Here is a 22,201-nt window from a genome sequence, read left to right as displayed (position 1 = left end):
GGGTTTTCCCACTGGCTGTGACGCTTTCCATGAACGCTCCCACCCGAATCGACACCACCCGCACCATCCGCGCGCCGCGCGGCGCTGAACTGAGCTGCAAGAGCTGGCTCACCGAGGCGCCGTTCCGCATGCTGCAGAACAACCTCGACCCGGAAGTGGCCGAGAACCCGGCGGAGTTGGTGGTTTACGGCGGCATCGGCCGTGCCGCGCGCAACTGGGAATGCTTCGACGCCATCCTGCGTGCGCTGCGCGAACTCAACGACAACGAGACGCTGCTGATCCAGTCCGGCAAGCCGGTGGGCGTGTTTCCCACGCATGCGGATGCGCCGCGCGTGCTGCTGGCCAACTCCAACCTGGTGCCGGCGTGGGCGAACTGGGAGCACTTCAACGAGCTCGATAAGAAGGGCTTGATGATGTACGGCCAGATGACGGCCGGCTCGTGGATCTATATCGGCTCGCAGGGCATCGTGCAGGGCACCTACGAAACCTTCGTGGAAATGGGTCGCCAGCATTACGGCGGCAGCCTCAAGGGCAAGTGGATCCTCACCGCGGGCCTGGGCGGCATGGGCGGCGCGCAGCCGCTGGCGGCCACGCTGGCGGGCGCATGCTCGCTCAACATCGAATGCCAGCAGAAGAGCATCGATTTCCGCCTGAAGACGCGCTATGTGGACGAGCAGGCGACGGACCTCGACGACGCGCTGGCGCGCATCGCCCGGTACACCGCCGCTGGCGAAGCGAAGTCGATCGCGCTGCTCGGCAATGCCGCCGACGTGCTGCCGGAACTCGTGCGCCGCGGCGTGCGCCCGGATGCGGTCACCGACCAGACCAGCGCGCACGATCCGGTGAATGGCTACCTGCCGCAGGGCTGGACGGTGGAGCAGTGGTTCGAGCGCCGCAAGAGCGATCCGGCCGGCACCGCGAAGGCGGCGAAGCAATCCATGAAGAAGCACGTGGAAGCCATGCTCGCCTTCCATGCGCAAGGCATTCCCACCTTCGACTACGGCAACAACATCCGTCAGATGGCGAAGGACGAGGGCCTGGAGAACGCGTTCGCGTTCCCCGGCTTCGTGCCGGCCTTCGTGCGCCCGCTGTTCTGCCGTGGCGTGGGCCCGTTCCGCTGGGTGGCGCTATCGGGCGATCCGGAAGACATCTACAAGACCGACCAGAAGGTGAAGGAGCTGATCCCGGACGATCCGCACCTGCATCGCTGGCTGGACATGGCCAAGGAACGCATCAGCTTCCAGGGCTTGCCCGCGCGCATCTGCTGGGTGGGTCTGGGCCTGCGCCACAAGCTGGGCCTGGCGTTCAACGAGATGGTGCGCAAGGGCGAGCTGAAGGCACCGGTGGTGATCGGTCGCGATCACCTCGACTCCGGTTCCGTGGCCAGCCCGAACCGCGAGACGGAAGCGATGCGCGACGGTTCCGACGCCGTCAGCGACTGGCCGCTGCTCAACGCCATGCTCAACGTCGCCGGCGGCGCGACCTGGGTGTCGCTGCATCATGGCGGTGGCGTGGGCATGGGCTACTCGCAGCATTCCGGCGTAGTGATCGTGTGCGATGGCAGCGAGGCCGCCGACAAGCGCATCGCGCGCGTGCTGTGGAACGATCCGGGTACGGGCGTGATGCGCCATGCCGATGCGGGCTACGAGATTGCCGTGGCCTGCGCGAAGGAGCAGGGCCTCAAGCTGCCCATGCTTTGATCGACCGATGGAGCCTTGCGCAGGCGCAAGGCTCCGCACGGGCCTGTCCGAACATGGACAGGCCCGTGCCACCGATTTGCCAGGGTCGACTGCAACAGTGCGGGCGGCAATCACATCGGCAAGGACTCCCATGACATTCCCCTATGCACGCCGCGCGCTGGCCGCGGCCGTCTTCGCCCTGGCATGCGCGAGCGCTTCGACGCCTTCGCTTGCGGCGGAACCCGCGAAAGCCGCACATGTCGACGATGCGCTACAGCATTCGCTTGAAGCACTCGCGCAACGAGCGCGCCCGGCCACGCTCGGCATCGCCGTGCTGGACCTTTCCACCGGCGCATCGCCGCGTGTGAATGCGGAAGTGGCCTTTCCGATGATGAGCGTGTTCAAGGCGCCGGTCGCAGCCGCCGTGCTGTCGCGCGTCGACGAAGGCACGCTGTCGTTGCAGCAGCTGGTATCGATCACTCGCGACCAGGTGCAAAGCGGTTCGGCCATTCCTTCCGTCGGTACGCACTTCAAGGGCGAGCGCATGGATTTCACGCTCGAGCAACTGCTGAAGGCGGCCGTCAGCGAGAGCGACAACACGGCGGTGAACGCCTTGCTTCGCACCGTGGGCGGGCCGGATGTGGTGACGGAATACTTCCGCGCCCACGGCATCGAGGGCATGCGCGTGGATATGGATGAAGCCGGCATTTCGCGGATCTTCAACGGACTGCCGCCCGGCGGGCAGGCACCCGAAAACGAAAGCGACGCGGCAGCGGCGAAACGCTACGAGCATGGCTACCAGGCGTTCCTGAAGGACCCGCGCAACCGCACCACGCCGGACGCGGCCATCACCTTCCTGCACAAACTGGTGGAGGGAAGCCTGCTGTCGCCGGCGTCCACGCAGCGCCTGCTGGCGTTGATGAAGGCGCAGACCATCCCCAATCGCCTGCGCGCCGGTCTGCCGCCTGGCGTGCGCTTCGCCGACAAGACCGGCACCAGCGGCTCGCTGGGCAACCGCACGGCGGCCTTCAACGACATGGGCATCATCACCTGGCCCGATGGCCACAAGGTGCTCGTGGCGGCGTTCCTGATGGATTCGGCCACGACCGCCAAGGAGCGCGACCAGTTGTTCGCCGAGATCGCACGCACCGTGGCGACGGCCGCTCATCCCTGATACGCCGGGTAGTGCCGGGCGGCGTCCCGGCGCATCATGTCGCCACATCCAACGAGGAGGTGCGACATGCCGGTCGAGCTGAAGATGTTGGGTTGGTCGGTGGCGCTGGGGCTGGTCTACCTGGTGTTCGCCACGCTGTTGTCGCTGGTGCGGCGTGGCATGGCCTGGAACGCGGGCAATCGCGATGAGCAGGTGCCATTGACCGGGCTTGCCGCACGGGTGGATCGCGCCAGCCGGAATTACCTCGAGACCTTCGCGTTCTTCGCCGCCGCGGTGCTGGTGGTCGTGGTGGGCCAGCGCACCAACGCCCAGACCGCGCTCGGCGCCCAGCTCTACGTGTGGGCGCGCGTCATCTATCTGCCGGTCTATGCGATCGGCATTCCCTATCTGCGCACGCTGGTCTGGACCGCTTCCGTGGTCGGGATCGTGATGGTGCTGTCGGCCGCGTTCGGATGATCCCGCCGCGGCCGACGCCGTGATGGCCACGTGAAAAGCCTTGCCCCAGGCGGGCTGCCAAGGCGCCCGCGGTCGTCAAAAATCTGGCGTTCGCCGGTTTTCTGGCGCCGGTCTCCCATCATTGCGGCATGGCACGGCGTTGCACCGGTTTTATTTTTCCAATGTCCATCAACCAGTTATGAGGTTTCCAAAAAACGGCCTCGAACGGGGCGTTCGCAAGCTCTCCAAGGCGTGACCACTATGCAGGTCCGGCGCAGTGCGTGCCGGGCCGCCGGCAGGGTTCGGCGGCATTCCCTGATCGATCACTGGAGACATTGCATGAACACCAACACTGTACGCACCGGCTCGCTGACCGAACTTTCCAGCTACCCGAAGTGGGCGCGCGAAATGGTTGAAGCCTGCGAACCCGCCCGCCGGAGCGTTCGCGACCACGTGATGTGGGACATGATGCGCGACGGCAGCATCGACCCGCAGACCATGCACAACTTCATGGTGGGCACCTGGTCGCTGATCGAGCGTTTTCCGTCCTTCATGGCACTGAGCCTGCTCAAGACGCGCTACGGCAGGAGCGCCGGCGACAACATGGCACGACGCTGGCTGGTACGTAATATCCGCGTGGAGCAGAACCACGCGGAGTATTGGCTGGATTGGGCCGAAGGCGCCGGCGTGCCGCGTGAAGACGTTCTTGACGGTACGCCGCCGCGCGGCACCCAGACGGCGGCCGACTGGTGCCACGACGTCTGCGGCCGGGATACCCTCGCCGCCGGCATCGCCGCCACCAACTACGCCATCGAAGGCGTCACGGGCGAGTGGTCCGCCAAGGTCTACGACAGCGTGGCTTATGCCAACAGCCTGCCCGAGGCCGGCCGCAAGGCGACGCTGCGTTGGCTTCAGCTACACGCGGCCTATGACGATACTCATCCGTGGGAGGCGCTGGAAATCGTCTGTACCCTGATGGGCAGCCAGCCCGCCCCCGAGGAAGTGGAGCACGTGCGGGAATGCATCGAGCGCAGCTATGTAAGCCTGCACTACGGCCTCGAGCGCTGCCTCGTGCAGCATGCGGTGGGCGAGGTGGAAGAGCAGGCGGCGTAACGGAATCTCGTCGTCGACAGTCTGGCGGGACGAGACATCGCTTCGAGATGTAGCTTTCTGAAGTGGTCGTGTAAAAGGACGCCATGGATTTGATCCGTAGCACCTCTCCAAGACCGCTGTCCCGTCGCTTGAGGCCGTTGGCCTACGGGCTAGTGGCCGTTATCGGCTTGATTCTCATTCTTACCTGGGGTGCCCTCCAGGTCCAGGTCACTCTCGCCGGTTTCCTCAACGGCGAGAGTGTCTGGAGCAAGGCCCAGAAGCAGGCCGTGGTGGATCTGCTCGGCTATGCCAATTCCGGCGACGTCGCCCGGCTGGCGCACTTCCGCGACAACTACGAGTTGCTGCGCTCCGACGGCTGGGCGCGCGATGCCATCGCCTCGGGCCATTACGACCGCGCGCAGATTCACCTGGCCTTCGAGCGCGGCAAGATCCTGCCGCAGGCGGAGCCGGGCATGATCTTCATGTTGCGCTTCTGCACCGGCGCGCCGCACATGCGCGAAGCGGTGGGCCTGTGGCGCGCGGCCGACCGGCCCCTGACCCAGTTGAACGCCGTGGCGCAGGAGCTGCAGGACGCCTATGCGCGCGGCCAGCCTCAGCGCTCGTGGCTGCAATGGCAGTTGGATCGCATCAATGGACTCAACAACGAACTGGAACCGCTGACCAACGGTTTCTCGCTGGAAGTGGCGCAGGGCGCCATCTGGCTGGGACGCGTGCTGTTCGCCGCCGTGTTCCTGACCGCATGCGCCGCCTCGCTGCTGTGGTTGCGCATGGCACGCCGCATCCTGCTGCGCATACGCGGCACCGAGGAACGCTACAGTGTGCTGTTCAACAGCGCGGCCGACGCCATCCTGATGGTGGACGAAGAAAGCGGCCGCATCCTGGAAGCCAACCGCACCGCGCTGCAATGGACCGGCCGCGGCGTGGACGACCTGGCCGGCGAGGAGCTTTCCACCTTCTTCTCGCCCCTGCTGCATCGCGCCGACGGCGCCGTCACCGGCGAACTGCGTGGGCCGGGCGATGAATTGCGTCCGGTCGAAATGCGCAGCAGCACCACGCACTGGGGCACGCAGAGCGTGCGCCAATCCATCATGCGCGACATCACCGAGCGCGTGAACCTGGAACAGCAGCGGCGCATCGCCTCGGAGGCGCTGGCCAGCATCGCCGAAGGCGTGATCATCGCGGACGCCGAGCGCCGCGTCGCGCGCGTCAACGCCGCGCATATCCGCATGACCGGCTTCACCGTGCAGGCTTTGCTGGGCCTGCGCTTCGACGACCTGCGCTGCCTGCCGGACGGCTCGCCCTTGCCCGACTCGGTGTGGGAAACCATCGAAGCGGAAGGCAACTGGGTCGGCGAGGTGCGCAGCCGCCGCATGGACGGCACCAGCTACCCGGAACTGCTCAGCATCAGCGCCATCCGCAACCCCGAAGGCGAAGTGCAGCACTACGTCGCCGTGATCAACAACATCAGCGCGGCCAAGGCGAACGAACAGCGCCTGCAGTACATGGCGGCGCACGACACGCTCACCGGCCTGGCCAACCGCGCCGAGTTCGAGCGCCGCTGCGTGCAGGCCATCGTGCGGGCCGAGCGTGACCGCGGCATGGCGGCGGTGGTGTTCATCGATCTCGATGCGTTCAAGGCGGTCAACGACAGCTACACCCATGCCATCGGCGATCAACTGCTGGTGAAGGTAGCCGAGCGCATCGCCTACGAGCTGGGCGACCGCGGCGTGGCGGGCCGCATCGGCGGCGACGAATTCACCGTGCTGCTACCCGACCTGCATTCGCGCGAACAGGCCAGCGCGCTGGCGGGGCGGCTGCTTTCCGTGCTGTCCGCACCCTTCGCGGTGGGCGACTACGAGCTGGCGCTGAGCGCCAGCATCGGCATCGCCTGCTTCCCGCTCGACGGCACCGACGTGCCCACGCTGATCACCAATGCGGATGCCGCCATGTATGCCGCGAAGACGGAAGAGCGCAACGCCTTCCGCTTCTATTCGCCGCGTATGCAGGCCGATGCGCGGCGCCGCATCGCCTTGGCGTCCGAGCTGCGCAAGGCGCTGGCGGAAAACGAGTTCAGGCTGATGTACCAGCCCACGGTGGAAATGCGCACCGGGCGCATCGTGGCGGTGGAGGCGCTGCTGCGCTGGTTCCATCCGCAGCGCGGACTGATTGCGCCCGGCGAGTTCATTCCCATGGCGGAAAAGCTGGGCCTGATCCGCCGCATCGACCAGTGGGTGCTGCAGGCCGCATGCCAGCAGATGTACGACTGGGACAAGGCCGGCCTGCCGCCGCTGCGCATGGCGGTGAACGTATCGGCCAACTGGTTCGGGCAGGCCAACTTCGTCGACGAGATCCGCATGCTGCTGGAAGCGCGCCGCCTCGCCCCCGAACGCTTGATGCTGGAAATCACCGAAGGCGCCATCCTGCGCTTGGGCGAAGAAATGGAGCGCACGCTGCACGCACTCCATTCGCTGGGCGTGGGCGTGGCCATCGATGACTTCGGCACCGGTTATTCGTCGATGAGCTACCTGAAGCTGCGCGCCATCGACTATTTGAAGATCGACCAGAGCTTCGTCGCTGGACTGCCGGACGACAGCAGCGATGGTGCCATCATCGAAGCCATGCTCACGCTGTGCCGCCGCCTGGACATCAGCCCCATCGCCGAAGGCATCGAAACCGAGGAACAGCACCGCTTCCTGCTGCGCGCCGGCTGCGTGGAAGGGCAGGGCTTCCTCTATTCGCGCCCGGTCGAACCGGCCGTCATCGCGCAACTGCTCAACCCCGGGCGACGTCAGAGCAACTCGCACCTGCGCCTGGTGCCGCCCGAGGCGAGCTGAGCCATGAGGTATGTCGCCTTCGGCAGATGGCGGCGCGAATGCATCAGTGCAGCTGCTCTCCCTCTGGCGATGGAACGTCAAGCGATAAAACCATGCACAGATGGCGCAAGATGAATTCACCCGTCGGCCATGCCTGCTTCCAGCGATCTTCCGGTGCTTCGAACGTGCACCAGCGCAACAGATCGTCCCCATCGTCGGCCAGCATGTAGCGGTGCACGATACGCGGCGTAGCGGATAGCACGCTGCGAAAGCGCACCGCCCACGACATCGTGCCTTCTTCCATCGCTGTCTCCACATCGAACAAGGTCTGATGCCGACCCTTGATGGTCTTGACACTTTGAGCGCCATAGCTGCGCGCCGTTATGCCAAGCACGCGGGAGACATGGTGCATGGCGTTCAGCGTCAATGCCGCATGGCACTCGCCCGGGTGCTCATGGTCCGGAAGAAAGGCGAGTACCTCGTGCACGCTGCCTTTCGTGTGCTCATGTACGTACCAGCCATCGGGTATCAGTACGGCCGCCAGCACCGCATCACTGCCATGCCACCGGTATCCTTGGGGTGCGTTGAAGGGTATGTCCATGGTGTGGCACTCCTCGTGGTTGCCTGGCGATTACGGCACCAGGCAGCTGGCGTCGCCTTCTTCCAGTACGCCGCCGTGGTCAGTAGTGTCACCTTTGCGGGCGATGGCTTTTCCAAGAATCGATGCACCCGGCGAGCCGCCGATGATCGTGGCGCCACAACTGGTTTTGTCGCCTGCGCATGCGACTTCCTTGCCATGGACAAGACCGCTCTTGGTTCCGGTGGTGACATGGCCTCTGCCGTGGATGGGGCAGGCATGGGCATGTCCAACGAGGACAACGGGAGAGGGCATGGTCGCTATTCCTTGAGGTGGGTGGTTAGTCGGGTCGGCTGGCGATAAATGCATCCAGCGCCTGCTGATCGCGTTGGGCTTGATCACGCGATATCGGCGGTGGTGGCTCGTCGCGGGGCTTTGGCAGCGCCACCGCGCCCGGGCGTGGCCGGATGGTGGGCAGAATGGCGTCCCACACGGCGGTGGCCTCGTTATCGGTGAGCGAGGCATCGACCGGAGGCGGGTCGAGTATGCCGGAGGGCGAGGGGTCGTGAGCCGCAAAGCTGGGCAGGCGTGACTCGTTCATCAGGTAGTCTGGCGCAGCCTGGCGCGCGAGGCGTTCTTTGTCGCTGTCCCAGTAGATGTCTCCTCCGGCGCTCAGTCGCAGCGCGAAGGAAGGGCGTGGCAGCCCCGGATCGGGGCGATACGATTCCCCGACAAAAGTGAAGCTATGAATCGTGGTTTTGCTTTGGTTTGCTTGCTCCTCCATCGTGAACAAGACCTCTTCACCGGCCATGCCCGCAAAGTCGTGCTTGCCACGCCGCAACACATGCACGGGCGTATCGCTGGCGGCGAAATCGCGGTCGATGCGGTTCAACAGGCGAGGGGATTCATCGGGCGTCACGGCCATGCTCTCCACCTCCAGCGTCACGTCGAGCCGGTTCGGGTCGTAGAAATTGATCGTGGCTCGCTCGTGATCCTGCGGGCCGTCGATGATGATGGGGCCAAGGATAAAACCCGGTCTCTCGCGGGCGGGGTCGCGGATCAGGAAAATCTGTCGAGCGAGGGTTCTGAGGCGTGCTTCGACCTGATCACGTGTTTCTACAGGACCGGCTCCGGGAACGCCCTCATAGGACTTCGCCGTGAGTTGCACATAGGTGTTGCCGAGCAACATATGGAGTTCATGAGCCTGAGATCCTCCCCCAAGAGTACTTCTGAAAAACCGCAGCAATATCCCTTCACGCCCCTTGCCTCCCTTGCCATCATCGATGCGTACATCGACTGGCCATGAGCCCACCAGCATCGAGCGATGGGTTTCATGGTTGGTGACATCTTGAATACGCTGCGCGCGCCAGGCCACGGCCGCGTGAAACTGTGCCGGGGTTACACCCTGATCGATCACTTCGACGTCCACCGTTTTGAAATCGGTGCCCAGCCCGTAATACAGCGTGACGTCGCCGCTGCCGAAGCGCCAGGTGGGCGGCAGATCGATCAGGTAGCGGCCCAGGCCGTGAGTGGTCATATGGGTGGTAAACTCGCTCACGGTGCGTTTCTCCGCATCAGTGGGGTGGTGAGTGCAGCCGCCGAGTAGAACGGCGCATAGCAGTAGCAACAGTCCGCGCCTCATGCGGGCACCTTGGCGGCGTCGGTGGCGCTGCAAGGCACCAGGGCGGCGCCGGCGATGCGGGTGATGGCGTAGAGGGTGACGCGTCGTGCGCCGTCGTTTTGGTACGAGCCCTCATGATCGAAGCCGGTGAGGCGAAACTGTTCGCGCACATGGCCCCTGTTGTCGGTGGCCAGCGGCGCGCGGCCCGAGCAGCGGGGTACGGTGCCGTCGCCGCTGCTGTCCTGGGTGGCGCAGCGCACGTACCAGGGCTGGCGGGTGTCGCCATTGCCCGGCGCGGTGAGGCGCACCGGGTTGCTGCCGTCGTCGGTAACTTCGTGGAAGCCCAGGGCCTGCACGCGCTCGGGGCTGGGTCGCGTGGCCGCTTGCCTACCTGGCTGATAGGTGGGGTAGTTGAAGTTGCCCGGCCCCAGCGGGGTGTGTGGAGGGGGAGGGGCAGGTTCGGCCATGCGCCAGGTGATATTGGCGAAGCTCGGCTGATGGTCGTCCGCACCGTAGTACACGTACGTGGTGGAATGGTATGCATTGCGAATGATTGCGTGGAATTTGCGCGCCCACTCAGCATTAGTAACGTAGTCAGCCCACGTAATCGCCTGCCCACCCTCCGGCGCCAGCCACGCCTCACGCACCAGGCCCCACCAGCGATCCCGCCGCAGGTAAATCTGGGTATAGGGATCGTCGGCGGTGGGCTGTGGTGGCATGGCGGGCCTACCGTGTTCGTCGCACAGGCGCAACCAGCCCGCGGGATAGTGGCCGCTCGGTAGCAGTTGCAGGGCGCCGGGGGCTTGCGCAAACACGGCGGTGACCTCGCGACCGCTGTTGCCGATAGCCAGGGCACCCATTTTGCCGAAAAAGGAGCTGCTTTCGTCGGCCATGCCCACCTTGCAGCGGCGATAGGCCACCGCCGCGCCCACGGCGGGCATCACACCGTGCACCACACCGGCGATCTTGCTGGCCATGCCGGGCAGCATGGCGCAGCGGCGCGTGACCAGGCCACCCATGGAGTGGGTTACCACCACGACCTGGGTGCAGCGGCTGCCGTAGCGCCGGATGATCTCATCAATGCGCGTAGCCAACCGCTCAGCGGCTTTCTCGTTGGAGTCCAGCCAGTTGTAGCCGCAGGCGTACACGGGCATCAGGTACATGGCGCGCTTTTGCAGGTCGCGAAACACCAGCGGCAGCTCCTCCAGATTTCTCTCTGCGCTGCCCTCGGGCAGGCCCTGCACGCGCATGCGCAATTGCGGCGGATACGGCGCGGGTTTCTGGCCTGGGACCGGGGCGGGACCAACTACTGAATCGACCAGGCCATAGTCGCTCCATGTCATGGGGTCCCAACCCTGGCCGTTAAGGGTGTGCTCCAGCCATAGGAGAAAGTCCTGGTAGCTGGCGGCGGCGATCTCGCCCCAGCCACGCTCTGTGTAGATGTTGATGGTTTGACCATCCGCCCCTTTGTAGGTGGCGAAACCGACGGAGCCTGCCGCCTTGGTGGGCACAGCGCCGCGGTTGTCGACTTCCACGCGATCAGGGTGCAGGGCGACTTGTCGCGTCCCTGCGCTACGTCCGATCCACTTTTTTCCCAGGCCGGGCTTGGAGTCCAGGCGCCATACCGGGTCGCCGGATTGACCGTTGATGTAGCTGCGCAAATTCGACCCCATGATGCCGGGCACAAAGATCACCGGCAGCACATGCGGCGGCCCCAGGGGCAGGATCACCGGTTCGGTGATGTGCGAGGGCGTGAGGTTCCAGGCGTGCACCTGGCGCCCGAATTCGTCGAAATGGTACGGAGCCACACGCGGCTGGGCGTTGAGCTGGTCGGGTGGTGTGCTCATGGTTTCATTCCCCGTGGTTCAAGATGGTTGGCGCCCATGTGCCTTGCGTCGGTACTTGGCCGTGGTCACTGCGCATGACCAAGCTGCTCCACTTCCTCGGTCAATGCCTGCCGGATGCTTGGCATGCCGCTGTAGCCGATATCGTCAATGCGCCATCCGTCCCCCGTTTTTATCAGCGTTAGTTCGATGGTTTGCACCCTGCCAAGGTTGTGAAACGTCACGTCGACGTTTGTGCGGCCATAGGTGCTGTCCGGGCGTTTGGCTATGCCGTCCAGCTTGCGTATGTCGAAATCCTGGCAGGCGCACAGCGGGTCGGCATCGAGCACGCCCGCTTCGCCATGGAGCAATTGCTGGTCACGGTCTACCAATTGCCGCAGGGATGGCGTCAGGAAGGGCTTTGCGCCTTCACCGCTAAGGGGAATACCCGGACCGTTCAACGTGTAGCTCGCGTAGATCCGGTGTATGAACGGGTCCACGCCGTTCAATGGTGCTGCCGCATGGGCTGTCGATAGCGCGAATACGCAAAGCCATGCGGCGACACAAGCGAGGCGGAAAGAGGAATGGGGAATCTTCATGGCTGATCCTCGTAGCGGTAGATCTCGTAGGAAGGTTGATGGGAGCGATAACCTGGGCCCGACCACATATCCCGTTGCTTGAAGTCCGATACCCACTGGGTTCCGTCATACATGGTGATGTGTCCCTCGGGACTTCCACCTGGATAGTCCTGAATGACGGCAATGTCCCCTTTTTGAGGGACATAGCCGTTTTTCTCCACGGTGCCGAAGCCGTTTGACAGCAAGGTGGGGCCATAGGCCTTGGCCTGTGCGGGGTAACTACTCAGCTTTAGCCCGCCGGCGTTCAGAGCCTGGCGAACGTATTGCGCGCATCGCCGGGTCGATTGATCGTTGGCCGCTGAGTCCAATTGATTCACCGCCTTGTCGATATCCAGGATCGGGCTGCTGTGGACATCCACCGACGCCGAACCCACTTGTGCCGTCCACTGGCTGGGGTCGCCATATGCCGCCTTGGCCATGCGTGCGTCGTCGATGTCCAGAGAAGATGCACCCGTTCGTTCAGTGGCGGCAGCGCCGAGCCAGACAATGCCCAGCCCTTCCGGATTCAGTCCCTGCTGCAGGGTCAGCCAGCCTGCGGCATCCGTAATGCCAGGGATGCGCGTGCCATCGCTTCGCACCAGCTCGTAATGCTGATGCGCCGCCGGCGAGCCATCAGGAAAATGAGCCTGGAACCGATCGTTGAACGGCGTGTTATCCCACTGCTGTACGGCCGTGGACAGCGACGATGAATCCTCGACGATCCATTTGGCATGCGGTATGACCTCGGTGCCAAACAGCTCGATGCGTCCATCGGGGTTGAGCACGATGGCACTGCGCCCGCACTTGAAGATCATCTTGTCGTTGGCTTCGGTCAGGCATTGTTTGTTTGCCTGGTGGTGAATGTTTTCATTCGCCTGCACGGTGACGTTTCCGCGCTGTGCCTGGGTGATCATGTCACCCTGGTTCGCGAGATGGCGAATACCGCCATCGACGGCAAACGCGCTGATACCGTTGCCAGCGGTGATGTGCACGCATCGCGAGGCCATCAATGATTGGTCTTGTCGGGCGATGCTTTCGATGTTGCCGCCCGCCGTGTGCAGCATGCTGGCCGGCGTGGCCGTGACCAGGCCGGCCGGTGCACCCGTAATGACGATGGGCTTGCCGCCAGCATCGTTTTGCCTGTCGTTGGCCCCCGCGCCGAGCGCGTGGATTGCCTGAACCAGTTGATCGCGGGAGGCGTGCTCAGCGGGCAGTGCCTGCTGGCGTTGAGCGACATCAAGCAGGTCTTTTGCCTGCTGCGCAAGTTGGTCGACCAGTTGCAGCAGTTCGGCAATATCCAGTTGTCGTCCGCCCGCCTGGGCTTGTGCATAGGCCGAGACCAACAGACCCTTGGCGGCACGCAGCGCGCCATGCTCATCGGTGCGCAGCTCGAACCCTTCACCGCGCGGCGCGCCGCCTTGCGGGCGCGGGTGGGTGAGGTAGCCCAGGTGCAGGGCGGTGGCGCCGTGGTCGCTCATCAGCGCGGCGCTGATCTGTTGCGAGGTATCGTCAATGCGCAGTTCGTTGGCGCGGTTGCCCTTGAGCTCCTTGCTCTTGACGGTGTGGATGGCGTGGAACTTGGGGAGTTCGTAGGGTGGCGGGTTGCCCGGATGATGTGCCGAAGCCACCACCATCGGCTGGTCGATATCACCCCCGAGCATGATTACCACGGCTTCATGTCCCACCCGCGGCAACGCCTGCATGCCCCACGCCACGCCCGCCCAGCCCTTGGCGACGCGTATCCAGCAGGAGCTGGCATCGTCGCTCTTGCCCTCGCGGTCCCACGGGAATTGCAGCTTGACCCGGCCCCACTTATCGACCCAGACCTCCTCGTTCGCCGGGCCGACCACGGTGGCGATCAGCGGACCGTCCACGCGTGGCTTGGCCCACAGCGGGGCTTTCCATTCAAACTCGCGCGGCACGAAGACGACGGTGTTGCTGTAGGTGGTCGCGCCCTCGGTGGCGTCTTCGCCCTGGCTGGGATGCTGCGTGCCTTCGTGATGCAGGCGCACCACGCGCCAGTCGCGATTCCAGGCCTCCCGTGGATGGCCTTCCAGGGTGTACGAGACACCGGGCATGAGAAAGGCAGCGTCGCCTTCCCCATGGGCTTGCGCGGCATCGCGCCGCTCCGCGTGGAGACGGGTGCGCGTAAACGGCTTGCCGACTTCGTCCCGCTTGTAATCGGCCGGATAGCGGAAGCGCTCGTAGGTATCCCGTGAGGCTCCCATCGTGCTTGGCCGTATGAAGGCGTACTCGCCAGTACTCTCCGTATCGGAAGCGGGCTGCCCGAGCCGTGCGTCGGAGGCATACGGTACGGCGTGATGCTCCAGGTTGTATCGGGCGTTGTGGAAGGTGTAATCCCGCCCGACGGTGCGCGTCGGGGCCACCTGCTCGCGATAGCGGAAGCGGCGCAGGCTGGGTTGATCCGCCATGCCACCGGCTTGCGGTTGGTAGATCAGCGTGCCGCCCGAGGGAAGGCTCTGCACGGTATCGGTGAAGATCAACCGGTGCTGGTGCGCATCATGCGCGATCGACACAAAGATGCCCTCATCGGCCGCAATGCGCTGCACAAAGGCCCAGTCACTCTCGTTCCATTGCGATGCAAATTCCCGGGGCAGGTGCGCTCCCGCGAGGTGCCACTCCACATCCAGCAGGCCGTGCTCCTTGAGCAACGTATTGATGATGTCGGGGACGTTGAGCTGCTGGAATATTCGGCAGTTGCTGCGAAGGGTAAGGCGGGCCAGCGCCGGCTCGATGACGGCGCTGTAGCGCGTGCGGTGCGTGCCGCTGTCCCGTTGTTCCCAGGCGGTGACGATGCCCCACACATGCCGCACGACTTGCTCGTCACGCCAGATGGCGAAATGTGCGGGGGCATCCAATAGCCGGGAGAAATCGACGTTGTCGTCGAACGCCGAAAGCTCGACGCTCAACCGGAAAGGCAGCGGAGCGCCGTCCGCGGAGAGAAGTCCATCGGCCGAGAGGGCCTCGTCGAGCGAAAAGCTCACCACTTCAAAGGAGGTGGTGGACGAGGAGGGAGTGAAGGTGTAACGCACATCGGCACTGCGGGACATCACGGACATCTCCTGCATGGTGGTTGCGTAGGGCAGCGTCATGACGCTGGATATGGCAACCACCAACAGTACCGATGCCGCTGGCGGGTCACAGTCGGCGAAGTTCTATGTGTTGTGCAGGAACCCGCTTATAGGATGGGAATGACCTTGTGGCATACAGTGCTCAATGCAGCACCACGCTGACTACTTCGCGGTCAGGCTGGTACAACGCGGGGAACTGCTGTTTCAGGTGCGCGACCTTGGGTGCATCGTTGAACACGATGTAGGCATCGTCGGGGTGTCGCTTGGCGTAGTCCTGGTGATAGGACTCGGCTACGTAGAAACCCTTGAGCGGCACGACCTGCGTCACGATGGGATCCTCGAACGCATGCGCCGCGCTCAGTTGCGCGATGTAGGCTGTGGCGATGCGCTTCTGTTCGTCGTTGCCGTAGAAGATCGCGGAGCGGTACTGCGTGCCAACGTCCGGGCCCTGCCGGTTGAGCGTGGTCGGGTCGGTGGCGACGGCGAAGTAGACCTTGAGCAATTGCCCGTAGCTGACCTTGCTGGGATCGTAGACGATCTTCACCGACTCGGCGTGGCCGGTATCGCCGTCGCTGACACGGTCGTACTCGGCCGTGTTCGCGGCGCCGCCGGAGTAGCCGGCCAGCACCTTCTTCACGCCTTTGACGTGCTCGAACACGGACTGCAGGCCCCAGAAACAGCCGCCCGCGAGCACGGCGACCTGGTCGTCCTGGGCGGGGGCCGCATCGACGGCGGGATCGGGCAGCGGTGCGCCGCTGCTGCCGGCGGTGGCCAGCGTGCAGGCGCCCAGGCCGGTCATCAGCAACAGGCCCGCGAGGGCCGGGAACAGCTTGAATCGGCGGATGCTCATGAAGGAACGCTCCATCGAAGGGAGGGACAACAGGCCGCCACGGTTGGCGGGTTCTGCTTCCTTATTCGCTGCCGGACCGCTTCCGGTTACGCCGATGCTGGCACGCCATGACCATCGGCGTGCGAAGGCGGCGGCAAGGCGGTGTTATGGTGCGCCATTCCCTGCCGCGGTCATCCCCATGACGCATTCGCTCGACCTGGACGCTTACCTGCAACGCATCGGCTTCTCCGGCGAACCCAGGGTGGACGTGGCCACCTTGCGCGCGCTCGCGACGGCGCACATCGCTGCCATTCCGTTCGAGAATCTCGACCCGCTGATGGGCGTGCCGGTATCGCTGGATCTATCCGCCATCGAAGACAAGCTGGTGAAGCAGCAGCGCGGCGGCTACTGCTTCGAACAGAACGGGTTGTTCCTCGCGGTGCTGCAAGCCATCGGTTTCGAGGCGACGGGACTGATCGCGCGCGTGTTGTGGAACAAGCCCGAGGACGCCGAGGTGGCGCAGACGCACATGCTGTTGCGCGTGGAAGTGGAAGGCGAAAGCTGGCTGGCCGACGTGGGCTTCGGCAGCATGGCGCTGGGCGGCGCGTTGCGGCTGGTGGTGGACGAGGCGCAGCCGACCTCGCTGGAGCCGTTTCGCCTGGTGACGGACGGGGTCCATTGGCGCATGCAGGCGCAGGTGCAGGACGAGTGGCGCACGCTGTATCGCTTTCGCCTGCAGCCGGCCGAGCGGATCGACTATGTGGTGGCCAACCACTTCACCTCGACGTATCCCGAGTCGCACTTTCTGCACCAGCTGATCGCCGCGCGCACGCTAGCGGATCGTCGCCTGGCCCTGCGCAACCGGGAGTTCGCGGTGCATGCGCTGGGGCAGCCTTCCGTGCGCCGCAGCCTGCAGGGCACGGAAGAGATCAGGCGCGTACTGGAGGAGCAGTTCGGCATCCGCCTGCCGGCGTCGCCGCTGCTCGATGCGAAGCTCGATGCCTTGCCGGTGGCCGTTGCCTGATCAGTCGATCGCGTGCACGTGGATGACGAAGTCCTCCACCTGCACCACCTGGCCCGCATGGATCTTGCAGGTCTTGCGCAGCTCCTGCTCGCCGTCCACGTAGACGGCGCCGGACGCCACGATGGCCTTGCCGGCGCCGCCGCTGTCGCACAGGCCCACCAGCTTCAGCAGCTGGTTGAGTTCGACGTAGTCGCGGTCCAGTTCGAAATCGAGTTCTTGCATGGGGCGTCGGTATCAGGCGTCGTTGTCGTCGAACGCGCTTTCGGGCAGCGCGAAGAACACGAAGAAGGGGGCGTCGGCTTCCTGCCAGTAGTCGACCGCTTCCTCGAGGATGTCGAGCAGCGTGTCGAAATCTTCCTCGTTGCGATCGCGCATGTCTTCCGCGCGGTCGAACAGCAGGATGTAGCCGGTGGCCTTGAGCCACGAGAGATCGCGCATGCTGTCGGCGAGCGCATCCCAGTTGCGGCCGAAATCCGCTGGCAGGCGCAGTGCCTGGGTGAGGCGGTCGAACAGGGCATCGCGGTCGGTGTAGTCGGCAAGGCTGACGCGGCAGACGCGCAGGCCCTGCATGCCGGCGGCTTCGGCCAGCGGTTCCAGGTCTTCGCTGGTGACGAAGAAGATGCCGCCGTGCTGGGCGTCGCCGAAGTCCAGATCAAATTGCGCGTTCATCGGGATACCTCGAACGGGCGAAACGTGCGGTAGTGGTCATCGGTGTAGTAGTAGACCTGCGGTGGCGTGCCGCCGGTGATGATGCGGCGTGCGCCGCGGTAATCGAGACCGGGCGTGTCCACGGTGTACTCGTGGTAATAGCCCTCGGGCATCGCGGGCAGCCGATGTTCGCGGTTCTGGAACACCACGCCGTCCTGGCGGTGCTGGAACGGTCCGCCGCTGGCGATGCGGCGCAGGGTGTCGGCGGCTTCCGGCGGAAGGAACGAAGGCAGCGTGTTGGTCGCGCCGCCCGCAGGGCGCGGGACCGATGCGTTCTGCGGAAGCGCCGTGCCCTGCGGCGACGGCTCGGGCGAGTGACGGCCCCACAGCAGCGCGGCGACGGCCAGCACCGCAAGCAGGAGCAGGGGTTTGATTGAGCGCATGACGGACAGCCTGGGCGGAGTGGCGGGAGTTTAGTCCCTTGGCACCGCGCCGGCATCAACCTTCGGCGTCGACCCGCTGCTGCAGCGCCATGGCGGCGGCGGGATTGCGCTCCTTGGCGCTGCTGATGAAGTAGACGAATACGTCGCGCGGATTGCCCGATGCGCGCGGCGCCGCCATGTGCGGCAGTTCCGGCAGGTCGCAGCCTTCCGCCCAGGCGCGTGCGCGTTGGCTCCAGGCGTCGAGATCGGCGGGCGCGTAACCGGTTTCTATGTGCGATTCGCTGCGCATCAGGCGTGCATAGGCAAAGTCGCCGGTAAGGTCGGCCAGCGAAGGATATTGCGGCGAATCGGTGAACACGGTAGGGATGCGGTACGAGCGCGCCAGCTCCACGTAGCGCTCGTCTAGGAAGCTGCGGTGGCGCACTTCCAGCACATGCCGCATGGGCTGGCCGTTGAGTTCGCGCGGCAGCATGTCGAGGAAGGCGGCAAGGTCGTTGGCATCGAACGCGCGCGAGGGCGTGAACTGCCACAGCACCGGGCCCAGCCGGTTGCCGAACTCGGCCAGGCCGCCGAAGACGAAGCCGTCGATGCCGCGGCCCGCATCGGCCAGCCGCTTGCCCTCGGTGATGTAACGCGGCGCCTTCAGCGAGAAGACGAAATCGTCCGGCGTTTCGGACGCCCATTTCGCATAGGTGGCCGGCTTCTGCGCGCCATAGTAGGTGCCGTTGATCTCGATGGCGCGAAGATGGCGACTGGCGTATTCCAGTTCGCGCCGCTGCACCAGCCCCGCCGGATAGAAGTTGTTGCGCCAGGGGGCGAAGTTCCAGCCGCCGATGCCCACGCGGATGCGCGAAGCCGGGCCTTGGCTGGGAGCTGGCGAAAACAGATCGCTGGGCATGGTCGGGGCCTCGCTGAAGGACGGGCATGATGCCACGGCGAAAGTGAAAGGGTTCCTAGGGTTAACAGGCCCTAGTCCAGCGGCAGGTGGTTGGGATACGGCCCGCGGGCGGCCATGAAGGCCGTGGGCGTCATGCCGGCGAAGGCGCGGAACTCGTGCACCAGATGCGACTGGTCGCCGTAGCCGCCATCGAGGGCGACGGCGCTCCAGTCCACGGCGGCCGAGCGGTACACGGCGTCGACCACGCCGCGAAAGCGCATGAGCCGTGCATAGCGCTTCGGCCCCATGCCGACCTGGCGGCGGAACAGGCGACCGAATCGGTAGTCGGACATGCCGGTGTCGCGCACCAGCGCGCCGATGCGCGTTACTTGCGGTCGCGCGTCGATCTCGCCGAGTGCGTACCGCACTTCGGGCGCCAGTCTCGGCATGCGCATGTGCGCGAGCAGCCACTGTTCCAGCACGGCCAGTCGTGCATGCGCGCAAGCGGTGTCCAGCAGCTGTTCGCGCAGCCGGTGCGCGCTGCTGCCGAAGATGTCTTCCAGCCCGATGTCCTGTGAGACCAGGCTTTCGTGGTCCTCACCGGTGAAGGCGTGCGCGCCGCCGGGACGGAACACCACGCCCATCACGCGCACCTGCTCGGCGGTATCGATGATCTGGCTGCGCAGGCAGGGGCCGCCGATGACCGACGCCGCCGCCCGAACACAGCGACGTTCCGCGTCGTCGCTGTAGGTGCGCGTTTCGTTCTCGTGCAGGTTGATGATCAGCGCCGCGCCCGGCACGGGCAGCACGCGCTCGTAGTGGTGCGCGGCCGGCGGCATGTCCCAGTCCCACAAGCGGGACACCAGGGCATCGAGCGGTGGCGCGGGTACAACGGCGTGATGTCCCATCCGCTGACTCCGGGTGGTCTTCGGAGTCTAGGCCGATGGCATGTCGCTGTCAGGTGTTCTGTCCCGGCACGACCGTGGTGGAGGGAATGGGCGCCGTGGCGGGGTCGTGCTGCATGGTGCGCACTACCATGTCCTGCGGCGTGGAGAGCGGCTGGTCGGCCTTGCGCAGCCGGTCGATGATCTCGAACAAGAGATCGCTCTTCACCGTGCCGGCATCGCGCGGATTGCTCACATAGGCCGTGCACACGAACATCATTGAGCCCGCGTCGATGCTGTCCAGGGTGACGCTGGGCGAGGGCGTGTTGAGCGTCACGGTATGGTTGCGCAAGATGTCGAAGATGATCTGCCGCACCTTGGCCGCATCGCTGCTCAGCGGCATCGGCAGGCGGATCTGCACGCGTCCCTGCGCATTGGCCAGCGTCACGTTGCGCACGTTCTGGGTGATCAGCTGCGAGTTGGGCACGATCACCGTGGAGCGGTCGCCCTGCTGGATCTCGGTGGCGCGCACGTTGATGCGCTTGATGTCGCCTTCCACGCCGCTGATGCTGACCCAGTCGCCCACCTTCACCGGGCGCTCGGCCAGCAGGATCAGGCCGGAGATGAAGTTCTGCACGATGGCCTGCAGGCCAAAACCGATACCCACCGACAGCGCACTGGCGACCCAGGCGATGCTCTGCACGTCCACCTTCAGCGCACCAAGCACCAGCACGAACACCAGGATGCCGCCCACGTAACCCAGCAGGGTGACGATGGACGTCTGCATGCCCACGTCCAGCGAGGTCTTGGGCAGCAGCTGCTGGCTGAGCCAGCGCTTGATCAGTCGCACGATGACGGCGCCCACCACCAGCACCAGCAGGGCGTTGAAGATGCTGGTGGGGTTGATGGTGAGCGTGCCCAGCGACAGCCCGCTGAAGATCTTGGTGCCGCGATCCACCAGTTCGTCGGCGCCGGCGCCGTAGGGCGCGAGGATCAGCGGAATGGCGAGCAGCAGCAAAAAGGCGCGGCTGATGCCCGACAGCACGGTGGCCGCCTGCTCCAGGCGAGGCGGCGAGATGCCGAAGTTCTCCTGCATGCGCTGGCCGGTACGCGACTCCGGCGACAGCAGCGATTCGCACAGGTCGTTGACCAGATGCATGAATACATACAGCGCGGCGATCAGGAAGCCGGCGCGGATCATCTGCCGCGCCACGTAGAAGCTCAGCGCGATATAGCCGGTGAGCACCGCGAGCAGGGTGATCAGCACGCCAAGAATGGCGCACAACACCAGCAGACCCACCCACAGCGGGCGTTCGGCCGGCGTTTCGCCCGCGGCGAGCAGGGTGCGGCGGGCGCGGCTCATCTGGATCAGCGCGTAACCGACCAGGCAGCCGATCAGCGTGGCGGCCAGTGCATTGGCCGCCATGGTGGTGGCGAGGCTGGCGCCGATGTCGTTGGTGACGCGCTCGATGATGCCCAGCAGCAAGGCGCTGTACGCCACGGCGGCTGGGAAGGGCCGCAGGCGTTTGGCCAGATCGTCCGAGACCGGCGGCAGGCGCCACGACGGGTGCTTGACCATCAACAGCGCGCGGCCGAGGCCCGCCATGGCGGCGACGAAGAACATCAGCGTCACCAGCGGATGCACCAGGTCGTCCAGGTCCTGGTCGAGCACGCCGTTCCAGTTCACCGCCAGATACAGCAGCCACGCGGCCACGCCATACACCAGCATGGTGCCCAGGGTCACCAGCAGGGCCATGGCGCTGCGGCGCAGATGGCCCGACGGCAGATAGCGCGCCGCCATGTCCAGCATCTTGTGTTCCAGCAGGCGGCGCCCGCCGGCGAACAGCGCGATGGCGGCGAGCAGGCATGCGATGAACGGCAGGCGATTGGCCGGTTGCCAGGCCTGCACGATGGCGCCCTTCAGCGCATTCCATAACTGGCCGAAGCCGGCGCGGTCATCCGGAAAACTTTGCCCGAGGCGGGTCCAGAACGCGCCGCTGAGAGGCGAAGCGGTGCGCTGGCTGATCTCGGCATTGAACAGCTCGCGGCGCAGCGCGCCGATATCCGTGAGCAATTGCAGGCTCTCGCGGCTCAACAGCTTCGCCTGCGTGATCTGCCCGGTGAGGTCGGTCTGCTGCTTCAACAGCTGCTTGCGCTGGCTCGCCACTTCCGGGGCTTCGGCCGGCGCGCCCTTCTCCGGCGCGGGGCCCAGCACGTCGAGCTTGCCCTTCAGCGCGTCGGCCTGCGGGGCAAGGCTGGTGGTGAGCTGGTCAGCCTGCTGCTGCACGTTCTGCACGGCGGTGCGCGCGGCAGTCAGTGTTTCATCGGTCAGCTTGGTCTTGTCGGTGAGCGTCTGCTTGATCTTGTCCAGCTGCGCGCTCAGCTGGTCGGGTGTGGCGAGCGTCGTCTGCTGGATCTGCGCGCTGGTCTGCGCGTCCTGGGCGAACAGTGGGGAAGCGCCGCCGATGGCGACGAGGAGGATCAGCAGCAGGCGATACGCGATAGGCATGCGCCGCATGATCCGGGCCGCCCCCGAAGCGGTCAATGAATAA

The 22,201-nt window shown here is 65.2% G+C and carries 19 protein-coding genes; 6 read left to right on the top strand and 13 right to left on the bottom strand.

Going from position 1 to position 22,201, the window contains the following annotated elements; translation table 11 throughout:
- Positions 1-29: 29 nt before the first annotated feature.
- From hutU to BDW41_RS01515, 5 genes are all read left to right on the top strand, one after another.
- Entirely contained in the window at positions 30-1,700 is a 1,671-nt protein-coding gene (gene hutU, locus BDW41_RS01535) for a urocanate hydratase (RefSeq protein ID WP_074547223.1), read from the top strand.
- Positions 1,701-1,830: 130 nt separating this feature from the next.
- Complete coding sequence (bla, locus tag BDW41_RS01530; protein WP_074547224.1) at positions 1,831-2,853, top strand: class A beta-lactamase; 1,023 nt, start codon at positions 1,831-1,833, stop codon at positions 2,851-2,853.
- 66 nt (positions 2,854-2,919) lie between these two features.
- On the top strand, positions 2,920-3,309 hold the full coding sequence (locus BDW41_RS01525) for an MAPEG family protein (protein WP_074547225.1): 390 nt from the start codon (positions 2,920-2,922) through the stop codon (positions 3,307-3,309).
- A 318-nt stretch (positions 3,310-3,627) separates the two neighbouring features.
- A complete protein-coding gene (locus BDW41_RS01520; protein ID WP_074547226.1) occupies positions 3,628-4,401 on the top strand; it encodes an iron-containing redox enzyme family protein in 774 nt (257 codons plus the stop codon).
- A gap of 176 nt (positions 4,402-4,577) precedes the next feature.
- On the top strand, positions 4,578-7,235 hold the full coding sequence (locus BDW41_RS01515) for an EAL domain-containing protein (protein WP_083337551.1): 2,658 nt from the start codon (positions 4,578-4,580) through the stop codon (positions 7,233-7,235).
- Between the two features lie 43 nt (positions 7,236-7,278).
- Here the strand turns inward: BDW41_RS01515 and BDW41_RS01510 are convergent, their stop codons facing one another.
- The 7 genes from BDW41_RS01510 to msrA all read right to left on the bottom strand — a co-directional run bounded on the left by BDW41_RS01510 (position 7,279) and on the right by msrA (position 15,794).
- Positions 7,279-7,815, bottom strand: coding sequence for a hypothetical protein (locus tag BDW41_RS01510; RefSeq protein WP_074547228.1), 537 nt, complete (start codon positions 7,813-7,815; stop codon positions 7,279-7,281).
- A gap of 30 nt (positions 7,816-7,845) precedes the next feature.
- Positions 7,846-8,106, bottom strand: coding sequence for a PAAR domain-containing protein (locus tag BDW41_RS01505; protein WP_074547229.1), 261 nt, complete (start codon positions 8,104-8,106; stop codon positions 7,846-7,848).
- A 25-nt stretch (positions 8,107-8,131) separates the two neighbouring features.
- The gene (locus tag BDW41_RS01500) at positions 8,132-9,349 is read right to left on the bottom strand and encodes a T6SS immunity protein Tli4 family protein (RefSeq protein WP_146217281.1); all 1,218 of its coding nucleotides are present in this window, start codon (positions 9,347-9,349) and stop codon (positions 8,132-8,134) included.
- An 80-nt stretch (positions 9,350-9,429) separates the two neighbouring features.
- On the bottom strand, positions 9,430-11,259 hold the full coding sequence (locus BDW41_RS01495; protein WP_074547231.1) for a hypothetical protein: 1,830 nt from the start codon (positions 11,257-11,259) through the stop codon (positions 9,430-9,432).
- A 65-nt stretch (positions 11,260-11,324) separates the two neighbouring features.
- Positions 11,325-11,834 (bottom strand): DUF3828 domain-containing protein, encoded by a 510-nt coding sequence (locus BDW41_RS01490; protein ID WP_083337538.1) that lies wholly within the window; start codon positions 11,832-11,834, stop codon positions 11,325-11,327.
- Positions 11,831-14,965, bottom strand: a complete 3,135-nt coding sequence (gene tssI, locus BDW41_RS01485) for a type VI secretion system Vgr family protein (protein WP_074547233.1) — start codon at positions 14,963-14,965, stop codon at positions 11,831-11,833. Before tssI ends, BDW41_RS01490 begins: the two co-directional genes overlap by 4 nt.
- 121 nt (positions 14,966-15,086) lie before the next feature.
- On the bottom strand, positions 15,087-15,794 hold the full coding sequence (gene msrA / locus BDW41_RS01480; protein ID WP_233496733.1) for a peptide-methionine (S)-S-oxide reductase MsrA: 708 nt from the start codon (positions 15,792-15,794) through the stop codon (positions 15,087-15,089).
- A 178-nt stretch (positions 15,795-15,972) separates the two neighbouring features.
- Here msrA and BDW41_RS01475 point away from each other — a divergent pair, with 178 nt between their 5' ends.
- Positions 15,973-16,797 carry an arylamine N-acetyltransferase gene (locus BDW41_RS01475; protein ID WP_074547235.1) on the top strand — a complete coding sequence of 275 codons (825 nt, stop codon included), beginning with the start codon at positions 15,973-15,975 and terminating at the stop codon, positions 16,795-16,797.
- Here the strand turns inward: BDW41_RS01475 and BDW41_RS01470 are convergent, their stop codons facing one another.
- The 6 genes from BDW41_RS01470 to BDW41_RS01445 form a co-directional block, all read right to left on the bottom strand.
- Positions 16,798-17,019 carry an RNA-binding S4 domain-containing protein gene (locus BDW41_RS01470; protein ID WP_074547236.1) on the bottom strand — a complete coding sequence of 74 codons (222 nt, stop codon included), beginning with the start codon at positions 17,017-17,019 and terminating at the stop codon, positions 16,798-16,800.
- A gap of 12 nt (positions 17,020-17,031) precedes the next feature.
- Complete coding sequence (locus BDW41_RS01465) at positions 17,032-17,466, bottom strand: barstar family protein (protein WP_074547237.1); 435 nt, start codon at positions 17,464-17,466, stop codon at positions 17,032-17,034.
- Positions 17,463-17,888: a ribonuclease domain-containing protein gene (locus BDW41_RS01460; protein WP_074547238.1), complete on the bottom strand. Its 426-nt coding sequence runs from the start codon at positions 17,886-17,888 to the stop codon at positions 17,463-17,465. Before BDW41_RS01460 ends, BDW41_RS01465 begins: the two co-directional genes overlap by 4 nt.
- Before the next feature lie 55 nt (positions 17,889-17,943).
- Complete coding sequence (locus BDW41_RS01455) at positions 17,944-18,786, bottom strand: DUF72 domain-containing protein (RefSeq protein WP_074547239.1); 843 nt, start codon at positions 18,784-18,786, stop codon at positions 17,944-17,946.
- 71 nt (positions 18,787-18,857) lie between these two features.
- Positions 18,858-19,673 (bottom strand): helix-turn-helix domain-containing protein, encoded by an 816-nt coding sequence (locus tag BDW41_RS01450; RefSeq protein WP_074547240.1) that lies wholly within the window; start codon positions 19,671-19,673, stop codon positions 18,858-18,860.
- A 49-nt stretch (positions 19,674-19,722) separates the two neighbouring features.
- Positions 19,723-22,158: a DUF3772 domain-containing protein gene (locus tag BDW41_RS01445; protein ID WP_074547241.1), complete on the bottom strand. Its 2,436-nt coding sequence runs from the start codon at positions 22,156-22,158 to the stop codon at positions 19,723-19,725.
- Positions 22,159-22,201: the final 43 nt, after the last annotated feature.

The organism is Dyella sp. AtDHG13 (assembly GCF_003201105.1).
Taxonomy (GTDB): domain Bacteria; phylum Pseudomonadota; class Gammaproteobacteria; order Xanthomonadales; family Rhodanobacteraceae; genus Dyella; species Dyella jiangningensis_B.
This window is presented reverse-complemented; position numbering and strand designations above follow the sequence as displayed.

What these genes read in the sequence shown, in the direction of transcription:
- hutU (WP_074547223.1), top strand. Translation starts at nt 30, where the DNA reads ATGAACGCTCCCACCCGAATCGACACCACCCGCACCATCCGCGCGCCG.
- bla (WP_074547224.1), top strand. Translation starts at nt 1,831, where the DNA reads ATGACATTCCCCTATGCACGCCGCGCGCTGGCCGCGGCCGTCTTCGCC.
- BDW41_RS01525 (WP_074547225.1), top strand. Translation starts at nt 2,920, where the DNA reads ATGCCGGTCGAGCTGAAGATGTTGGGTTGGTCGGTGGCGCTGGGGCTG.
- BDW41_RS01520 (WP_074547226.1), top strand. Translation starts at nt 3,628, where the DNA reads ATGAACACCAACACTGTACGCACCGGCTCGCTGACCGAACTTTCCAGC.
- BDW41_RS01510 (WP_074547228.1), bottom strand. Translation starts at nt 7,815, where the DNA reads ATGGACATACCCTTCAACGCACCCCAAGGATACCGGTGGCATGGCAGT.
- BDW41_RS01505 (WP_074547229.1), bottom strand. Translation starts at nt 8,106, where the DNA reads ATGCCCTCTCCCGTTGTCCTCGTTGGACATGCCCATGCCTGCCCCATC.
- BDW41_RS01495 (WP_074547231.1), bottom strand. Translation starts at nt 11,259, where the DNA reads ATGAGCACACCACCCGACCAGCTCAACGCCCAGCCGCGTGTGGCTCCG.
- BDW41_RS01490 (WP_083337538.1), bottom strand. Translation starts at nt 11,834, where the DNA reads ATGAAGATTCCCCATTCCTCTTTCCGCCTCGCTTGTGTCGCCGCATGG.
- tssI (WP_074547233.1), bottom strand. Translation starts at nt 14,965, where the DNA reads ATGACGCTGCCCTACGCAACCACCATGCAGGAGATGTCCGTGATGTCC.
- msrA (WP_233496733.1), bottom strand. Translation starts at nt 15,794, where the DNA reads ATGAGCATCCGCCGATTCAAGCTGTTCCCGGCCCTCGCGGGCCTGTTG.
- BDW41_RS01475 (WP_074547235.1), top strand. Translation starts at nt 15,973, where the DNA reads ATGACGCATTCGCTCGACCTGGACGCTTACCTGCAACGCATCGGCTTC.
- BDW41_RS01470 (WP_074547236.1), bottom strand. Translation starts at nt 17,019, where the DNA reads ATGCAAGAACTCGATTTCGAACTGGACCGCGACTACGTCGAACTCAAC.
- BDW41_RS01465 (WP_074547237.1), bottom strand. Translation starts at nt 17,466, where the DNA reads ATGAACGCGCAATTTGATCTGGACTTCGGCGACGCCCAGCACGGCGGC.
- BDW41_RS01460 (WP_074547238.1), bottom strand. Translation starts at nt 17,888, where the DNA reads ATGCGCTCAATCAAACCCCTGCTCCTGCTTGCGGTGCTGGCCGTCGCC.
- BDW41_RS01455 (WP_074547239.1), bottom strand. Translation starts at nt 18,786, where the DNA reads ATGCCCAGCGATCTGTTTTCGCCAGCTCCCAGCCAAGGCCCGGCTTCG.
- BDW41_RS01450 (WP_074547240.1), bottom strand. Translation starts at nt 19,673, where the DNA reads ATGGGACATCACGCCGTTGTACCCGCGCCACCGCTCGATGCCCTGGTG.
- BDW41_RS01445 (WP_074547241.1), bottom strand. Translation starts at nt 22,158, where the DNA reads ATGCCTATCGCGTATCGCCTGCTGCTGATCCTCCTCGTCGCCATCGGC.